Source organism: Planctomycetota bacterium, assembly GCA_016235865.1.
Lineage (GTDB): Bacteria > Planctomycetota > MHYJ01 > JACQXL01 > JACQXL01 > JACRIK01.
Window position 1 is genome coordinate 181,791 of sequence record JACRIK010000003.1, and the last position, 17,187, is coordinate 198,977.

A 17,187-nucleotide genomic window follows, 5' to 3' on the forward strand; every position below is an offset into this window, starting at 1 on the left:
CCCCCACACCTATGCATCGGTGTGAAGGGTTTACCCTGGTTGAGGTCATTATCGTGATGTCCATACTGACAGTCATGATAGGCGGGGCAATGTATGTCCTGTTCAGCGGCCAGGAAATCTTTGACGAGGGTTCAACGACCTCCTTCCTGGAATCCCAGGCGGCCCGCCTGATAGATAAAATAAAGGATGATATCAGCGAGGGACTGGTTATTACCACCAGCAAGACCATTAATCCAATGTTTGGTGATTGGGAGATTTTTCCCTGTATCACCACTTCTTATGTAAGTCTTGCCATACGCGTCCCTGTCCAGGTTGGCGGGAATTACTGGGACCCGGCCACCGGCGCGGTTTACTGGGGCGCCTATGACAGTATTAACACCCCCCAGCAAAATTATTTTGTGTGGTATACTTTTTGGTTAAGAACACCTCTCAACGAATCAATTGACCGGAAGGACTACAATCAAGACGGAGACCTGAATGATACCTTTTTTCTGTGCGACCTGTATGAAACGTTATATACCGAATGGTGGGGGTGGCCGGCTAATCCTCGTTGGAACTGTATAATGAGTAATATTATAATAACCTGGTGGCCGGACCCAAAACCTTATTATGGCGATATCAACGGCGACGGGATAGACGACCCGGTCTTTACCCTGCTGGATAAAGACGGCAATGTTATCCAAGACCTCGCTACTACCGGCTCTGCTAAACGGCTCCGGCTCAATTTCTGGTTGGGCGGCAAGCTCGGCGCCAAGGGTAATCCAATACTGGTCAATACAAAAACCGAGATAACCCTGATAAATCCGCAACAGTAAACGAAAAGGCAAAAGATGCTATCTAACAGATTGTCCAAAAAAGACGGGTCGGCCATATTGGCCATACTTTTTATCATCGCCATTATCGCCGGACTGGGCATTGCGTATATAACCATTACCAGCGGCCAGCAAAGACAGGTGCAATCATCTATTGAAGACATAGAATATAACCAGGCCGTAGCCAGCGGTTTTGAGGTATCAAAGGCATTTCTGCTGGCCAAATATACCGCCGGCACGACCGGCTGGGACAATGAACTGGCTGCGAGCATCGCTAATTATTCCACTTATACGCCGGCCGCGTCTTCTATCATACCGCCGTCGCCATATACGCCCAATTACCAGTCCTGGTTTCAGTGGTGCCGGAACATTGATTATCATGGCAATACCTATTTTGTCCGGCTGGAAAACAATAATGACGGCGGCGGCCCGGCCAATGATGCGGATAACATCCTGAAGGTCACGGCTGAGGGCTGGGGCCAGGGAAACGACCCGCAGGACCGTTCGCAGCAAATAGTTCTGGAGGCAATGGTTACTTACCGGACCGACCCCTACAGGCCGACCAGCGCGGTGGTGGTGGGCGGCTCGCTCCAGATTTCCGGCAATGCCGCTATCAACGGAACCAACGGCTCGGTCCAGGCAAATGGCCCGGTCACCCTGACCGGCAGCGCCACGGTCGCCGGCGACGTCACCTCAACCGGCTCAATCTCAGCCCCGGGCGGAAGTATCGGCGGCTCAAGCAATCCCAATTCAGAAGAAACCGAAATACCCCCCATCAACCCAACCCAATATTCTTATCTGGCCACCCATACATTCAAGACCGACGGCAAGGTGTATGATAATTTAGGAGTTCAGATAGCCACCCCGGCCGGCTGGTCATACAGCGCCGGAACCCCCGTTTCCAGCGCGGCGCTGGGCGTCTGGACCAAGACCGGTAATGACACCTCGACTGCCGGCGTATTCTTCTTTGAGAACAGCGCGGTAAATATATCCGGCTCGCCCGGTTCGGCGGCCAGCCCCTGGCCGGTGACAATGATAGCCACCGGATATATCGACGTCTCGGGTACCCCTTCGCTGAAGCCAAATGCCGGCGGCGGCGGGATTGCCCTGATGTCCGGAGAGGATCTGAAGATGCGGGGCGGCGGAGGTAATCTCTACGATGTCGGACTCTATGCGGCCCACGAACAGATAAGCCTGAGGGGAACTCCGACCATTAAAGGGGTCGTGCTGGCTGAGGATTTCACAGATAGTTGTTCCCTGATTTCCACCACCAGCCAGGTGGATGTGGATATCAGCGGCAATACCGAGATTACCTATAACGGCGATTTGACCACTGTCCTGATTGACGGTAACCCGTATATTAAGGTGCTGGGGTTAAAGAAAAGTATCAAGGCAAAATATTAATAGATGATAAGTAGATAAAATGATAAGTTGATGGCGCCAGAAGCGCCATCAACTTATTAACACGCTACTGCGTGACCGTGAGCAATCGTCCGGTGGACGATGCGGAGCGAACTTATCACCTTATAAGCCAAATAAGGAGGTGTGTTATGAAATACCTAAATAATAAAGTGACTCCCGCCATTGGCGCCGAAGCGCCATGGCGCCCTAATGGCACTCATCGGCGGGACATAAGAGCCAGTAACGCTCCTCCGTCGCTAACTGGCTCTAATGACGGCACGGTAATGGTCCTGGTGATGATTATCACGGCAATAATAGCCGGATTGGGGGTGGCCTACATTACTACCACCACCGCGCAGCAAGAAATGGTTCATTCTTCCATTGACAATATCGGCTATGAAGAGGCCGCTTTCAGCGGTTTTGAGATTGCCAAGGCCTATTTGATATCCAAATACTCTTCGGGTTGGGATACCCAACTTGGCAACAGCAACACCTACTCGGGCACGTATACTGCCAATTCTGCATCCATCCAAAATGGGGCTTCTATTACTTACACCACCAATTATACCACCTGGTTTCAATGGTGCCGCAATGTTGATTACTACGGCAATACATATTTCGCTAAAATAGAAAATAATAACGATGGGGGCGGGGCAACGAATGATACGGATGGCATCCTGAAACTAACGGTTGAGGCCTGGGGCAACGGGAACAACCCCGATAACCGTTCACAGCAAATACTTCTGGAAGGAATGGTGAATTACACAGCCGAGATGATACCATACGAGCCGACCAGCGCCTTGGTGGTGGGCGGTTCATTAGAAATGACCGGAAACCCCACGATTACCGGGACTATGGGGTCTGTCCAGTCAAACGGTTCGGTTACTGTTACCGGCAGTTCCTACATCAACGGCGATGTCACGGCCGTGGGTTCGGTCTCTGCCCCGCCTGGCACTGTCAACGGAAGCAGCAATCCGAATTCAGAAGAAACAAACATACCGCCTATCAATCCTCCTGATTATAAGTATCTGGCAAACTATATATTTAAATCGGACGGCAATGTTTATGATGCCTCCAATAATCCCATAGCGACTCCGGCCGGCTGGGCTTACACGGCCGGCACCCCGGTTACCAGCACCGCGTCAGGCGTCTGGAAAAAGACCGGCAATACTAAAAACGACGGCGTATTTTACTTTGAGGATACCGCGGTAGATGTATCCAGTTCCCCGGGCTCAGCCGCTGACCCCTGGCTAGTAACCATGATAGCCACAGGGTATATTGACGTATCCGGCAGCCCGTCTATAAGCCCCAATCCGGCTGGCGGCGGAATCGGACTGCTGACCGGAGAAGACCTGAAGATGCGCGGTTCCGGCGGCAGTGTCTATGGCACCGGGCTTTATGCAGCGCACGAACAGGTATCACTGGTTGGCACCCCAAAAATTATCGGCACCGTATTGGCTGAAGACGCCATAGACACCTGCCAAAAGGTTTCCAGCGTAAATAATATCGACCTTTTTGGCACGATAACAGAAATAGCCGGAAACACTCTCCTTACCTATAACGGTGATTTAATCACCGTCTTGCAAACAATAGACGGCCATCCATATATCAAGGTGCTGGGGTTTAAGAAAAGGATTAAAGCGAGGTATTAAATAATTATGAAGTTAGAAATTAGAACTAAGCGAAGTGTGGGCAGCAAAGGAGCGGAACGAAGCTGGCAGTTAATTATTCTTTGTGCCCTTTGTGTCTTTGTGGTTAATTCTCTGCTCCTGCCTGCCGATGCGATTTATCTCAAAAACGGCCGGACCGTGGAAGGCAAAATCATCAGCGAGAACGATAAAGGGGTTACCCTGGAAATCGGCTACGGAACCGTCACCATAAACCGCGAATACATAAAAGAGGTGGTGGCCGAGGAATGGGTTCCGCCACAAGTGGCGCCGAAGCGCCATGGCGACCTTATGGCGCCACCGTCACCCGGGGAGGCAAAGCCGGCTACTAATACGCCGGTCAGCAATATCCAGGCGCTACTGGATTCATACGCCAAAACCCCTAAACAGAAAGAGCTTAACAAGGTTCTCGCGCAAATAATAAACCTGCCGGAAGACAAGGAACCCTGGGCGCTGTTTGAGGAACTGACCACCCAGAGCACCGATGAAACCGAATACCTCTTGCTCATCCTGAAAGAAGTCAAGGAACCGGTTATACTTAAATGGGTAATATTGTTATCAGGCAAACTCCAGATTCTGGCTGCGGTCAAGCCCTTATTTGAGTTATTGAACGGAAACAATGAGATGTTAAAGCTGGCCGTGCTGGACGCCCTGCGCTATATGAAAGACGTATCCACCGTTCATCTTTTGCGCGCTCAATTAGCCAAGGAAAAGTCGCCTAAAGTCAAGACCGCGATTATAAACAGCTTGTTTACGTCCGAAGACAAGGAATCACTCTCAATACTGGCGGATTATCTTGACGATACTGATAACGGGGTGCGCAAGGCCACGACCAATGCCATTGTTACTATTACCCGGAAATGCACGCCGGATGAATTGCGCTCGTATGATTTGCTGGGCCGGCTTAAGGACAAAGTATTATTTACCAGGCAAAAAGAAACCCGGCAGGAGATAATCAATATCTTCGGGCAACTCAAGAGCCCTGAAGCCGTGGAAACCCTGATGTCTTTCCTGACGGATGAGAACGCCGAGATCCGCAGCGAGTCAGCCATGGCGCTGGGCAGCATCGGCGACAAGAAAGCCACGGCCTTCCTGGTAGAACGTCTCCAGAAAGAGGAAGACGAATGGACCAAGATGCAGCTTATCGGCGCCTTGCAGAAGACCAATGACCAGTTGGCTATCCCGGCGATTATTGAAATGCTCCGCGACGACAAGGAAAAGGTCCGGCTCTGCGCCGCCCGGGCCCTGCGTAACATCACCCCTCATAACTTCGCCGAGGACTATAATAAATGGAAGGAATGGTGGGAGAAGGAACAGAAAAAATAGCTATTTTTCTTGACCCGGTATATAAATCTGGTATGTTGCGGACTAAAAGGAGTTCAGCTATGCTAAAAAAAATGTTATTCGTTTTAATCGCCCTGATCGGCTTGAGCGGTTGTATCGGCTACAATTACAAATGGGAACCGTCCTATACCGACGGCATGGAACACGAGAAATCGCATTTCCGCGCCTGGTGGCAGGATATGGGCAGTATCCACAAATTCTTTGACAAGCACCTGTTCAATCTGGACGAAGACGACCCGACCAGGTATTAGTGTGGTTCGCGGGATAGTCACCGGTTTTATAACTCATTTTCTGCAGTGTAGGTCCAATATCAAATTTTCCGTTTTCACCATTCCATCTCTCTTCCATAATGGACTTCAGGAGATTCCAACCAAAGGCAAGGATGGTTTTATATAAGCCCCATTCTGGTTTTATATAGCCCCAACCACAGAAGGAAGCCGCCCCGGCTTCCCGTCGTGCCAGCCCGAGAGGTCAAAAGACATAGCCGCATAGTAATCCGAAGATACTCCGAACCAAGAAAGCAAATAGGAGCCAAGAAGTTATCTGATAGGCGGATAGTTGCGGGATGTGCAACCGGAAGATCAAAGGGGTGGGAGGGCAGGGTAATGGGGGGTAGACCTATTGATTTATAATGAGTTATAGAAACGAAGGTGTGCATTTATGGGGTTTTTAGGGGTATCAAAAACAGGTCAAAAAGTGCATATATGCACACCTTCAGGGTCTCTTCCCTTTTCCGAAACCAGGTCGATTTAGCCATCTAATAAAGCCCTCTAATCCATCTTTTCGGTAGCGATAGACCCATCGGCGCACCGTGTCAAATGATTTACCCAAACAGTTGGCGATATCTTTAAAGGTTTTCTTCTGGTCAGAGAGCCAGAGTACCTGGAGTGGTTTACGTTTCTGGTACTTACCGGCTAATAGTAATCGTTTCAACTCCTTGCTTATCTGTTCTCTTTCCTCAGTTGTAAGATGGATGTAAACGTGCGGATAAGGCATAAGATTGATAAAGCTCTAATTAATCGTGTTCTGCTCCCTGGATAACCAGCGTGAATTCTCCCTTTATTTTCTTGTTCCCAAGCTGTTTTATTACACCTTCAATATCTCCCCTAATTACCTCCTCGTAGAACTTGGTCAACTCACGGGATAGGACAATCTTGCGGTTTCCCAGGGTGTCCTTTAATTCCGATAATGTCTTGAAAATACGATAAGGTGACTCATATATGACAATCGTACGGGAGTCCGAGGCGATTTCCTGGAGGCGCTTTCGCCGCTTGGACGGTTTCTTGGGCAGAAAGCCCTCAAAGATAAATTTATCAGATGGCAATCCGGCCAGCGCCAAGGCCGAAACAAACGCCGAGGCGCCCGGTACAACCTTTACCGGAATGTCATTGTCAACGCACAGGTTAACCAATTCATAGCCCGGGTCTGAAATCAGCGGAGTACCGGCATTGCTGACCAGCGCAATATTACTGCCGGCCAGAAGCCTGTCAATTATAACCCTGGCTTGCTTGTTCTTGTTATAACTGCCCCGCTGCCAGGCCGGCTCAAAATATCTGGCCAGCGGCTTTTTAACCTGGTAATGATTCAGCAGATTTGCGGTAACTCGCGTGTCCTCGCAGGCAATCAGGTCAACCTCTTTAAGAACCCGCAATGCCCTTAAGGTGATATCCTCTAAATTGCCGATAGGCGTGGATACCAGATAAAGTGTTCCTGTATTCATTGAGAATGAGGGGATTAATTTTACTCCCCCTTAGTAAAGGGGGCAGCGGGGTTGTTACAACCTCTTTATCCTCCTTTGTTAAAGGGGACTTCAGACGGTTAAATAATCACCTTATTTCTGTCCGACCTTATTAGCCGCCCTGGTCAGCCGCGATTTAAGCCGGGCTGCCTTGTTTTTATGGATTACGCCTTTGCTGACGGCCTGGTCAATCAGCTTGTAAGACTCTTTAATCTTGCCTGTTAAATTGTCTTTATCCGTTTTCTTATCCGTTGCGGTTAACATCAACCGTAACTTTTTGACATGCGTCTTTATCTGCGACTTAACCGTTTGGTTCCTTATCTTCCTTTTAACGCCCTGCCGGGCCCTTTTCCGGGCTGATAAACTATGCGCCATTATTAATCCTCCTCTTAGAGGCTGTTAGCAACGCAGGATCGTTACAGCCTCTTATCCCGACGAACGTCGGGATTTCTTCATCTATTAATCTTTTTATCTATTTCTTAAGCGTCACCCGGGATTTTATTTTCAGGTTCCCGCTGGCAGACGATAATATCTTTTTTTCGTCATGGGTAACCGACGGCTTGGTTATCGTAAACGGCCCGGCGATTTCCAGTTCCAAGGAAGGATTGTCGCCGCCGGCCACCAGCTTGCAGAAACCGATTAGTTCCACGCTTGATTCGGTGTCTTTTGTCTTCTGTTTAATTTTAACGTTAATCAATATCCTGGAGGACAGTGTTTTTCTTGATTTGATTACCTCTTCCAGCACACCGTTGCCGATAACCACGCATGATTTTTCGTTATAATACTCTTTAAAAATCACCCTGGCTAATTCGTTGCTTTTTATCGGGTAAGACGATCCAATCGCGACCGCATTTTCGACTCCGGGCAGGCAGGTATAAAACCAATTCAAAGAATTAACATAGGTGTAGTCATCACTGATAATGACGGCTTCCTTAGGCGCTGTCTTTTCGTATGAGATAATCTGGTAGTTCTTGGACTCCAGTGCCAGTGTCTTGCCCTCAAGCGAGGTGGTCATTGTCTTTTTACCGTCATCAGGCATATTGGACTTTATAACCGACGATAAATAAGCGCGTTCGGACTTGAAACTGAGCTGGTCGGTCGTAATAAGGGCTATTTTCTCCGTGTATTGCTGGGATATCACCTTGGAATAAGGATATGACTGCGGCGTTTCATCAGTCCTTATGACCACGACCCCGTCCCATTTTTGCTCTTCCTCTATCTTTAATTCATCGCCCATCTTGAAAATCGGCAATACCTGATGGGTCGGTGTAATTATTTCCACCGGTAATGTTTCGGGGTCTGAATTACTGCTTTTTCCCGTGGGAGTCGGAGTAGCGATATCCGCCGGATCCTGGTTTATCGGCTTTCCTTGCGCCCAGGATAAAACCGCCCCGAACGCAAACAACAATAACAAAACTACCGCTAACTTATATTCTTTTTTCATAATCACCTCCCTGCTTATTTGCTCCCGGACGGGTCTTCGCGGCGAGCATCCAATCCGTTTTCTCCATTAAAATAAAGAGGCTGCCGCTAATCAAGGCCATCCTCATAATCTTACCGGCCATCCGACGGAGCAGGCATCTGCGTGCCGCTATCCATGACCCCTGCCGGACCTCTTAAGTAATTAATCTTCCAATCGCCGTCTTCTTTGCTGAATTCTAAAAGAGCGCTCTCGTCGGTTCCCCAAACTACTAAGGCTGACGCCTTCTTCTCTTCCGGCGCAATATGCTTGAGGACCGCTCCGTTAAATAGTTCCAGCCAGGATTTTCTGTTCGCCTCGTATTCACCGGCAAACTCTTCATAGGTCTGGAGCTTTTGGGCGCCCCGGCTCAGATACCGGTCATAAACTGTTTTGGCGTCGCCATTCAGCATCAATTTACAGATGCTGTTGAAAGCCACATTAATGGAATTCTGCTCTCTAATAACAGCGCTGCCAAGCACCGGAGTACCCTGCTGGACCTCGGATGATACGCATCCGGCCAGGCAGCCCATCGCGCAGACACCTATTAATAAGATAAAACGCTGTAACATATCCGTCTTATTGCCGATAACTGCCACTCCCGCATATAAAAGTATTTATAGTCCCGGAACAATTCGCGGCAATCAATATTGACTTATAGCATTTTTTATATGCGGGGTCAATTTATTTGATGCCTTTCTATAGTAAATTTTTATTAGACAAGTCGTGAAACTTTGGTAAACTCCGCCTATATGAATAGTCCTCCCCAAATCCGGATACGGACCCTGCCGGCCTGGCTGGTGAACAAGATAGCGGCCGGTGAAGTCATCGAACGCCCGGCAGCCTGCGTCAAGGAACTGATTGAAAACGGACTTGATGCCGGCGCGACCGATATCCAGGTTACGGTCAAGGAGGGCGGTAAGAAACTCATCCGGGTGGTGGATAACGGACACGGCATCCTGCCGGCTGACCTGCCCCTGGTCTTCAAAAGCCATTCCACCAGTAAACTAACCGAGGAAAAAGACCTGTATGATATAAACACCTTTGGATTCCGGGGCGAGGCGCTGGCCAGTATGGCATCCGTGGCCCAGGTCCGGCTTATTTCCAAAACCGCCGCCCAATCGGATGGCTACGCCATCTCGGTTGATAACGACAAAATAACGTCGCCCCAGCCGGTGGCCGGAGTCAACGGCACGACCATTGAGATAGCCAATCTCTTTTACCGGACACCGGCCCGCCGGAAATTCCTCAAGAGCGACGGCGTGGAGCTCTCTCATATCACCGAAACCGTCACCCGTTTTGCCATCGCCTATCCGGAGATTTCATTCAAACTTGCTAATCTGACGGACAATTTATCAGACAAGGATGCGCCAGCTTCCGCCAGGCAACCCCTGATTAACCTTGCCTCTGTTAAAGACGATTCATCGCAGGGCATTCTCCAGCGGCTGGAATTCTTCTACAGCCCCGCTGTCTCCAGTGAACTGCTCTGGGCCACCGAGGAAAAAGACAATCTCAAACTAAGCGCCTATTTTTCGGTTCCGACCCAGACCAGGCCGAATTCAAAACAGCAGTTCTTTTATCTCAATCGCCGTTTTATCCGCGACCGCGTCCTGAGCCGGGCCATTTATCAAGCCTACCATAATCTGATTCCCTCAGGCCGGTATCCCTTTGTGGCGCTCTTTATCCGGATGCCGACCAGCGCATTTGATGTTAATGTCCATCCGACCAAGATCGAGGTCAGGTTCCGCGATGCCTGGCGGGTCCACGACCGGATTGTCTCGCTTATTCGGGGCGCGCTGGCCCAAAAGGTATTAAGCGAGCCGGCCGCTATGCCGGAATTATCCCCGAATCAACCCGAGACGCCTGAAAACCAGCGGGTCATGCAGGCGCTGGTGGATTTCTTTGCCAATCAGGGTAATGCGGCCCAATTTAGCCCCAGCGCTCAGCGGCCGGGTCATTTTACCAGCCATTATTCAGACGGCGCATCGGCTCCGGCAAATACCGGCGCGCCAGCCGCAGCTCTTGCGCCGGCGCCCGGGGATTTACACCCGAATATCCACCGGCCAACCGGCCGAATCTTTCAGATACACAACAGTTATATTATTGAAGAAGTGGCTGACGGCATCCTGATGATAGACCAACACGCCCTGCATGAGCGGATTCTTTACAACCGTTTCAGCCAACAGCTCGCCTCGTCCGAAATATACCGCCAAAAGTTCCTCATCCCGACCGTGGTTGAAATACCCAAATCTAAGTCAATGATTTTACCCGAGGTCATTCCCTACCTAAAAAAAGTCGGGATAGAGGCGGAGGAATTCGGTGAAAACACCCTGGCAATCCAATCCGCTCCGTCACTGTTAAATAACGTCAACTTCAACGAATTCATCCTGGAATTCATAGACGCCTTCGCGGACTTGCCTGCCGAAACCCCTGTTCAGGCAGGTGACTTACCGGCCGGCTCTCAAATAAATGAAACTAACATCAAGCCTATCGATAAACTGATAAAAATGATGGCCTGCAAGGCGGCCATCAAGGCCGGCCAGCCGTTAACCCCGGAGGAAATAAAGTCCTTGCTGGCTGATGCCGGTGAAACGGATTTCGTCACCTGCCCGCATGGCCGGCCGGCGGTTCGTAAAATAACGCTCTCGGAACTGGAGGGATATTTTCAAAGATAAATGATAAACAATGTAGAAACCATCACGCTCTATCCGGGTTTGCGCCTGCACCTGTTCCAAACCGACGCTTTCAAGACCACGACCATCAAGGCATTTATCCACCTGCCGCTGGATAAAAACGCCACGGCAAATGCCCTACTGGTGCGCGTCCTGGCCCGGGGCTGCCGGAAATACCCGACCATGCGGAAAATCAGCTCCTTCCTTGATTCGCTCTACGGCGCCATATTCGGAGCCGATATCACCAAAATCGGCGAACGCCATGTCATAGAACTCTATTTCGAATTCATCAGCCGCCGGTTCCTGCCCAAGAATGCTGATAACACCCGCTACGCCCTTAATTTCCTCCAGCAGATTATCTTCAACCCGCTCCTGCCCAAAGGTTCTTTCCGGCCAGATTACTTCTCCCAGGAACAGGCCAAACTCAAGGACATGATTAAAAGCGTCTATGACGACAAGATTTCCTATGCCGACGAACGCTGCACCCAGGAAATGTGTCAGGGCGAACCCTATCGCATCTATGAATACGGCGAAATCGAACGGGTGGATAAACTCTCGCCAGAAGAAGTCCTGAATCAATACCGCAATACAGTCCTCAGGTCGCCCATAGATATCTTTATCTGCGGACCAAGCGGGGTTGACCGGATAAAACGGACGGTGTCCGATATCTTCAAGCCGCGACTGGGCAAAACGAAGCTCCAGCCGCCGGTTATTCCCGAAACCATCATTAATAAAAAAGTGGTCAAGGAACGGCTGGTCCGGGAAGCAGAACAGATTGACCAGGCCAAACTGGTCATGGGCTACCGCACCTATACGTCCTGGAGCAACAAGGAGATTTTCGGATTGATGATGGCATCCGGCATCCTGGGCGGATTCCCGCATTCCAAACTATTCCGCTATGTCCGGGAAAAGGCCGGACTGGCTTACTATGCCGGTTCCCTGCTGGAGAAAAGCAAGGGGCTGATGTTCATCCGGGCCGGTATCAATCACGACAAGTTCGACGACGCCCTGAAGATTATCAAGAAACAAGTGGCGGCCATCCAAGCAGGCGATATCACCGATTCGGAAATCAATGACACGCGTTCCGGCATCCTCAACCGGCTCAGGGCGATTGAAGACAATGCCTCATCCTTCATAGACTATAGCCTGGAATTGAGCATCAATAACCGGACCGATTCGCTTAAGGAGCTAAAACGGCAATTCCTGGCGGTCAGGAAAGAAGACGTCGTCCGGGCCGCGCAGAAACTGAAACTGGATACGATCTATTTCCTGACGAAGTAAAACAACCACAGATTTCGCTAACGCGGTCTCTGCGGAGTTCACAGATAAACACAAATTATATTTACTGTTAGCCAAGAATTATCATAGTGCAAATAAAATCCCCCTATTTCCCCCTTTGCCAAAGGGGGATTTATAAGAACTTTCTGGTAATAATTCTATAGGTAACCCTTGGATTTGTAATACTCGTGCAGGAACGGATACTTGGATTTGTTATTCTCCACCATCCTGGCCACCTGCGGATAAATGAATTGCTTTCTGATAAAATGCTGCCATTGGAATTTCTCCTTGTTCTGAATGGTTGAATACAGTTTTTCAGCCAGTTGTCCGGCCTTTTTAATCATCTGGACTTCATTTTGCAGGGCCAGTTCATCGCGGTTGACCGAGGCGACTCCCAAGAAACCCGCATAATACCCGCCGCAGAGCCAGATGCCCTGGGCCACGGTCTTGGCAATCTTGCCGGTCATGTACGGATGCCCGCCCACACAAACACCCAGTGCGTATTTACCAACCAACCGGCGGGTATAATATAGAAGAGAGTGGCTCCGGTCATAAATCGCCTTGAGTTGCGCCGACATCTGGAAGGCGTAATTGGGCGTGCCTAAAATCACCCCGTCGGCCTTGAGCATCTTCTGCCTGATTTCCTCGTAATCATCCTTGATTACACAGGTATCTTCCCGCATACAATGTTCGCAGGCGCGGCAGAATTCTATCCTCTTATTGCCGGTCCAGATGAATTCGGTCTGAGCGCCCAAAGAGGATATTTCATCCAGCATTATCTTGAGAATCCGGCTGGTATTGCCATTAAGACGCCCGGATGTGCTAATGCCTATAATATTCATTTGCTCTTGGCTATCTGCTCTACGCTATTTCCTCGGCAGCACGAATATGGCCGCAACCGGAAACAGAGCCATAACAAATAATGCCGCTCCGCTTCCTATCGCGCTCCAGATTCCGCCGAATATTACCGGGCAGAGGAATGAAGTAAGCCCGTAGAGGGCCGAAAAATTACCCAAGGTTGCCCCAAGCGTTTCCTCCCTGGCTAAATCAGCGACCGCGGCCCGGCGGTTGGCTATCCAGATGGATTCAAAGGTGGCGTATAATACCAGAGGAATTATCAGGAACATAGGCGTCCGGGCAAAAATGGTTATCAGCAGGGCCAGAACCAACAGCCCGTTGGCAACCGCCTGCGCCCTGAATCTGCCCAGCCGGTCCGAAAGCCAGCCGGCCGAATACGAGGTGGCAAAATGGGTGGTGGCGTAACAAATAAACAGGATTATCGCATCTACAGGGCCGGCTTTAAGTTTTTGGGTTCCATAAAGCAGTATCATTGACACAGGAACACACCCAATAGCCAGTATCATATGAGATAAAGTGGTCCAACCTAATTTCCTTAACGGAGACCCCGGCTTTAGGGAAGACATAAAAGTCGCTATGGAAAAACCCGGATGTTTCGGCTTGGGCGTCTTGGCGAATAACGGGGTCGGCATACGGGTTTCAAAAAGGAAGAAATAGATAATCCAGGCGCTGATAATGGTCGGCAAACCGGCCCACAAGAAAAGCCAGATGTATGATTCCCTGGGAAATTCGGTCTTGATTCCCATCCAAACCTTTTTCGTTATTCCCTCTGAAAGTGATGCTCCAACTATAGACGAAGCGGCAATATAAAGAATAAGCAGCCCGATAGCCGGTCCCAATATCGAGCCGATGGTATCAACCGCATTAAGAATCCCGAAAGCCCGGCCGCGCTTGGCCGATGGAAATGATTCGGCAATGGACGCCTCGCGGGCCGGATCGCGCATGGCCCGGCCTACCTGACGCAGGCCCCGGAACGGAAGAAATCCGGCCCAGCCGGCAACCAGCGGAAGCCCTAACCTGGACAGGGAAATAAGAATATATGACAATATCACCGGCACCTTGCGGCCCACTTTATCCGTGAAATAGCCGGTAAATAACTTCAGAATGCGGTTAACCGCCTCACTGAAACTATCAATAAAACCATATTGCCACGGGGTAATCCCTAAAAACGTTGTAGCAAAATAAGGCAGTAACGGCGCATACATCTCCTCGCCGATGTCGTTCAAGGCCGCGCCGGCGCAGAATGTCTTCAGGTTACGCCTACCGACAGATTCATCCTGACTGTTCTGCATCGGCAGGGATTCGGTATCATTATTCATACGCTAATTTGATAACTTTTATCTTTACCCCGTTAGAGGTATTTAGTATCAAAATAGATAGTAGCAGTCAATTTATATAAGAGGCAATAAATAGGGGTTGTGATTGTTATCACGGTCGTCAGAAAAGGACGACCTACCTCTAACGGGGTTTACCCAGTCAATTCATATGAAGTTAATAGAATGCGTTCCGAATTTCAGCGAAGGCAAACGGCCCGAGGTCATTGACCAAATCGTATCAGCCATCACCTCTGTAAAAGGCATCAAATTATTGGGCCAGGAAAGCGATGCCAGCCATAACCGCTCGGTCATCACCTTTATCGGCCCGGCCGAATCAGTCGGACAGGCCGCATTCAAGGCAATTGAAAAGGCCGGCCAGTTGATTGATATGACCAAACATAAGGGCGAGCATCCGCGCATCGGCGCCACTGATGTCGTTCCTTTCATCCCCTTAAGAGGCGCGACAATGGATGACTGCATTCGGCTAGCCAAAGAGGTCGGCAAGCAGGTCGGCGAGCAACTCAAGATACCGGTTTATTTATACGAGAACGCGGCGACCCGGCCCGAATGCCGGAATCTGGCTGATGTGCGCAAGGGACAGTTCGAGGGACTGTGCGAGGAATTAGGCCAGAACCCTGCCCGCAACCCTGACTTTGGCCCGAATAAGATTCATCCTACAGCCGGCGCTACGGTCATCGGCGCCCGGGAAATCCTCATTGCCTATAACGTCAATCTGGATACTGATTATCTGGACGTGGCCAAACGGATTGCCAAGAAGATACGGCAATCCAGCGGCGGAATGCCCTTTGTCAAGGCACTGGGCATCCTGATTAATAAATACAATCGCCAGATTGCCCAGGTCTCAATGAATCTGACCAACTACAAGGTCACTCCTGTAAAGAAGGTCTTTGACGCTATCAAGGAATTAGCTCTATGTGAGAATATCCGTGTCCTGGAAAGCGAGTTGATTGGCCTGGCGCCCCAGGATGCCTTTGAAGATACCTCACCCAAAGAACTCCAGATTGCCGGCTTCAGTTCGGAACAGATTATTGAAAATAGGTTGTAGAAACTATTATCAAATGAAAAAAATATTATGTTTAGGGCTGGGACTGTGGATATTAGGTATTATTGGGTGTGATAAATTTGCAACAGACGAAGAAATTTCGTGTGCCATAAAAGAAATTGAGAAAGAAAATACCGTTATGGGAGAACGGGTTGGGCTGGGAGATGAAGAACCACCTCAAGCATACCTGACTTTCAGAAATAAAATATCTAACAATAAACTAAAAGAACTTACTAAACATCCAAATGCAGTTGTTCGCTGTTGCGCCATCCAAGCATTATCCGCCAAGGACAAAATAAACCTCCTTCCCCTTATTTTAGAGCATTTGGACGATACCACTACAGTTACAACATTCTTCGGATGTATTCGAGACAAGCAAAAAGTCGGCGATTTATTTATTGACATGTCTTGGAACAAACTCGATAAAAAGCAATGCGAGAAACTAATACACACTCTTTTATTTACACCTAATGAACTAAACGCCGCATCTTGGGTATTATTAGTGGTAGAACCCAAAGAAGGTTACTACCCAAGAATCAAGGAATTGGTTGCGAAAAACCAATATCAAACAGCTATTGTTGCCCTAGCCAAATTTAAGAGGGAACAGGACTTAAAAACTATATTAGATAATCAGAAAAACTCTTTACTTTACACCTATGGAGCTATTTATTATTTTCCTCATCCATTTTTTATGGGTTTTTTAAAAGAACAATTGCCGAAACATTTGGCAGAAGAAAGATGGGACCAGGAAATACGGCAATATTACAAGGCCGTTGCTGCTTACCAAAACACAGGATCATTAGATATCCTTCGCGCACCACTAACCCAGCTTATACCTATGAGGCAGTATCATATCGACTTCGTTTTCGAAGCCGTATCAGAATACCAAATTGATTTATACGACCCTCTACTTTTCGATATATGGAATTCAGAAAATAAGATTAACCTGAAAGCCTTTGATTACTTATGGAAAAAGTATCCGGATAAAAGTTTAAAGATATTGCCCTCAAGCCTACGCAAAGCTGATTTATTGCAACCTTATATTCATCGTACTGATGTGATTGAAAAAATGTTGGACATGCTGGCAGAAAAAGACAAGAAATCAGCAATCGGAATAATTAATCAGAATTTATTGGATGTTAACGTTAACGTCTTTCCTGTCTTTTCCCAAAAAGCCGCATTAATCCAAGATAAAAGTTTCATAGAACCATTATTCGAAAGATTAGAAAAAGAATGGAATGCCCATGTTTATCTTGAAGTAGTTAAAACAATTTTATCGTATAACAGAAAAGATTTAAACGAACGAATCCTTCAAATAATGGAGAAAAATCAATCTCTCAAAAATGACTGGGGCGGAAAAGAATTAGATAAGTTGCTGCGCGAAAAAGGCGTCTTAAAATAATCCCGGGTTCCAGGGACGTAATACATAGTTATTTTAAATAGTCACCGGTAGGCAATGACCAACGGACGTTTTACTGAGGGCAACGAAGGATTCGTAGAGGGCAATGAACGGTTCACTGACGTCTCTGAACGGTTCGTTCAGAGTAAATGAAGCAGTAATGCATGTATTCCTAGCCCA

The 17,187-nt window shown here is 48.7% G+C and carries 16 protein-coding genes; 9 read left to right on the forward strand and 7 right to left on the reverse strand.

Annotated elements, in window-relative coordinates; genetic code table 11:
• Positions 1 to 11 precede the first annotated feature (11 nt).
• The 5 genes from HZA49_02240 (at position 12) to HZA49_02260 (ending at position 5,475) form a co-directional block, all read left to right on the forward strand.
• On the forward strand, positions 12 to 815 hold the full coding sequence (locus HZA49_02240; protein ID MBI5778261.1) for a prepilin-type N-terminal cleavage/methylation domain-containing protein: 804 nt from the start codon (positions 12 to 14) through the stop codon (positions 813 to 815).
• Between the two features lie 15 nt (positions 816 to 830).
• Positions 831 to 2,216, forward strand: a complete 1,386-nt coding sequence (locus HZA49_02245) for a polymer-forming cytoskeletal protein (protein ID MBI5778262.1) — start codon at positions 831 to 833, stop codon at positions 2,214 to 2,216.
• Positions 2,217 to 2,362: 146 nt separating this feature from the next.
• Positions 2,363 to 3,865, forward strand: coding sequence for a hypothetical protein (locus tag HZA49_02250; GenBank protein ID MBI5778263.1), 1,503 nt, complete (start codon positions 2,363 to 2,365; stop codon positions 3,863 to 3,865).
• Between the two features lie 6 nt (positions 3,866 to 3,871).
• Positions 3,872 to 5,206, forward strand: a complete 1,335-nt coding sequence (locus HZA49_02255) for a HEAT repeat domain-containing protein (protein MBI5778264.1) — start codon at positions 3,872 to 3,874, stop codon at positions 5,204 to 5,206.
• 59 nt (positions 5,207 to 5,265) lie between these two features.
• Positions 5,266 to 5,475, forward strand: coding sequence for a hypothetical protein (locus HZA49_02260; protein ID MBI5778265.1), 210 nt, complete (start codon positions 5,266 to 5,268; stop codon positions 5,473 to 5,475).
• A gap of 463 nt (positions 5,476 to 5,938) precedes the next feature.
• Here the strand turns inward: HZA49_02260 and HZA49_02265 are convergent, their stop codons facing one another.
• From HZA49_02265 to HZA49_02285, 5 genes are all read right to left on the reverse strand, one after another.
• The gene (locus tag HZA49_02265; protein MBI5778266.1) at positions 5,939 to 6,157 is read right to left on the reverse strand and encodes a helix-turn-helix domain-containing protein; all 219 of its coding nucleotides are present in this window, start codon (positions 6,155 to 6,157) and stop codon (positions 5,939 to 5,941) included.
• Between the two features lie 82 nt (positions 6,158 to 6,239).
• Entirely contained in the window at positions 6,240 to 6,944 is a 705-nt protein-coding gene (rsmI, locus tag HZA49_02270; GenBank protein MBI5778267.1) for a 16S rRNA (cytidine(1402)-2'-O)-methyltransferase, read from the reverse strand.
• A 111-nt stretch (positions 6,945 to 7,055) separates the two neighbouring features.
• A complete protein-coding gene (rpsT, locus tag HZA49_02275) occupies positions 7,056 to 7,337 on the reverse strand; it encodes a 30S ribosomal protein S20 (protein ID MBI5778268.1) in 282 nt (93 codons plus the stop codon).
• A 97-nt stretch (positions 7,338 to 7,434) separates the two neighbouring features.
• On the reverse strand, positions 7,435 to 8,406 hold the full coding sequence (locus tag HZA49_02280) for a hypothetical protein (GenBank protein MBI5778269.1): 972 nt from the start codon (positions 8,404 to 8,406) through the stop codon (positions 7,435 to 7,437).
• Positions 8,407 to 8,516: 110 nt separating this feature from the next.
• A complete protein-coding gene (locus tag HZA49_02285) occupies positions 8,517 to 8,993 on the reverse strand; it encodes a hypothetical protein (GenBank protein ID MBI5778270.1) in 477 nt (158 codons plus the stop codon).
• A 180-nt stretch (positions 8,994 to 9,173) separates the two neighbouring features.
• Between HZA49_02285 and mutL the strand changes: the two genes are divergently transcribed.
• A complete protein-coding gene (mutL, locus tag HZA49_02290; GenBank protein MBI5778271.1) occupies positions 9,174 to 11,096 on the forward strand; it encodes a DNA mismatch repair endonuclease MutL in 1,923 nt (640 codons plus the stop codon).
• Positions 11,097 to 12,374 carry an insulinase family protein gene (locus tag HZA49_02295; protein ID MBI5778272.1) on the forward strand — a complete coding sequence of 426 codons (1,278 nt, stop codon included), beginning with the start codon at positions 11,097 to 11,099 and terminating at the stop codon, positions 12,372 to 12,374.
• A 155-nt stretch (positions 12,375 to 12,529) separates the two neighbouring features.
• Here the strand turns inward: HZA49_02295 and HZA49_02300 are convergent, their stop codons facing one another.
• Together HZA49_02300 and HZA49_02305 are read right to left on the reverse strand one after the other, a co-directional pair.
• A complete protein-coding gene (locus tag HZA49_02300; protein ID MBI5778273.1) occupies positions 12,530 to 13,213 on the reverse strand; it encodes a flavodoxin family protein in 684 nt (227 codons plus the stop codon).
• 24 nt (positions 13,214 to 13,237) lie between these two features.
• Positions 13,238 to 14,548 carry an MFS transporter gene (locus HZA49_02305; protein MBI5778274.1) on the reverse strand — a complete coding sequence of 437 codons (1,311 nt, stop codon included), beginning with the start codon at positions 14,546 to 14,548 and terminating at the stop codon, positions 13,238 to 13,240.
• 166 nt (positions 14,549 to 14,714) lie between these two features.
• Here HZA49_02305 and ftcD point away from each other — a divergent pair, with 166 nt between their 5' ends.
• Both ftcD and HZA49_02315 read left to right on the forward strand, forming a co-directional pair.
• Entirely contained in the window at positions 14,715 to 15,611 is an 897-nt protein-coding gene (gene ftcD, locus HZA49_02310; protein MBI5778275.1) for a glutamate formimidoyltransferase, read from the forward strand.
• 13 nt (positions 15,612 to 15,624) lie between these two features.
• Positions 15,625 to 17,010: a hypothetical protein gene (locus HZA49_02315; GenBank protein ID MBI5778276.1), complete on the forward strand. Its 1,386-nt coding sequence runs from the start codon at positions 15,625 to 15,627 to the stop codon at positions 17,008 to 17,010.
• Positions 17,011 to 17,187: the final 177 nt, after the last annotated feature.

Coding starts and splice junctions, on each gene's coding strand:
- HZA49_02240 (MBI5778261.1), top strand. CDS start 12: ATGCATCGGTGTGAAGGGTTTACCCTGGTTGAGGTCATTATCGTGATG.
- HZA49_02245 (MBI5778262.1), top strand. CDS start 831: ATGCTATCTAACAGATTGTCCAAAAAAGACGGGTCGGCCATATTGGCC.
- HZA49_02250 (MBI5778263.1), top strand. CDS start 2,363: ATGAAATACCTAAATAATAAAGTGACTCCCGCCATTGGCGCCGAAGCG.
- HZA49_02255 (MBI5778264.1), top strand. CDS start 3,872: ATGAAGTTAGAAATTAGAACTAAGCGAAGTGTGGGCAGCAAAGGAGCG.
- HZA49_02260 (MBI5778265.1), top strand. CDS start 5,266: ATGCTAAAAAAAATGTTATTCGTTTTAATCGCCCTGATCGGCTTGAGC.
- rsmI (MBI5778267.1), bottom strand. CDS start 6,944: ATGAATACAGGAACACTTTATCTGGTATCCACGCCTATCGGCAATTTA.
- rpsT (MBI5778268.1), bottom strand. CDS start 7,337: ATGGCGCATAGTTTATCAGCCCGGAAAAGGGCCCGGCAGGGCGTTAAA.
- HZA49_02280 (MBI5778269.1), bottom strand. CDS start 8,406: ATGAAAAAAGAATATAAGTTAGCGGTAGTTTTGTTATTGTTGTTTGCG.
- HZA49_02285 (MBI5778270.1), bottom strand. CDS start 8,993: ATGTTACAGCGTTTTATCTTATTAATAGGTGTCTGCGCGATGGGCTGC.
- mutL (MBI5778271.1), top strand. CDS start 9,174: ATGAATAGTCCTCCCCAAATCCGGATACGGACCCTGCCGGCCTGGCTG.
- HZA49_02295 (MBI5778272.1), top strand. CDS start 11,097: ATGATAAACAATGTAGAAACCATCACGCTCTATCCGGGTTTGCGCCTG.
- HZA49_02300 (MBI5778273.1), bottom strand. CDS start 13,213: ATGAATATTATAGGCATTAGCACATCCGGGCGTCTTAATGGCAATACC.
- HZA49_02305 (MBI5778274.1), bottom strand. CDS start 14,548: ATGAATAATGATACCGAATCCCTGCCGATGCAGAACAGTCAGGATGAA.
- ftcD (MBI5778275.1), top strand. CDS start 14,715: ATGAAGTTAATAGAATGCGTTCCGAATTTCAGCGAAGGCAAACGGCCC.
- HZA49_02315 (MBI5778276.1), top strand. CDS start 15,625: ATGAAAAAAATATTATGTTTAGGGCTGGGACTGTGGATATTAGGTATT.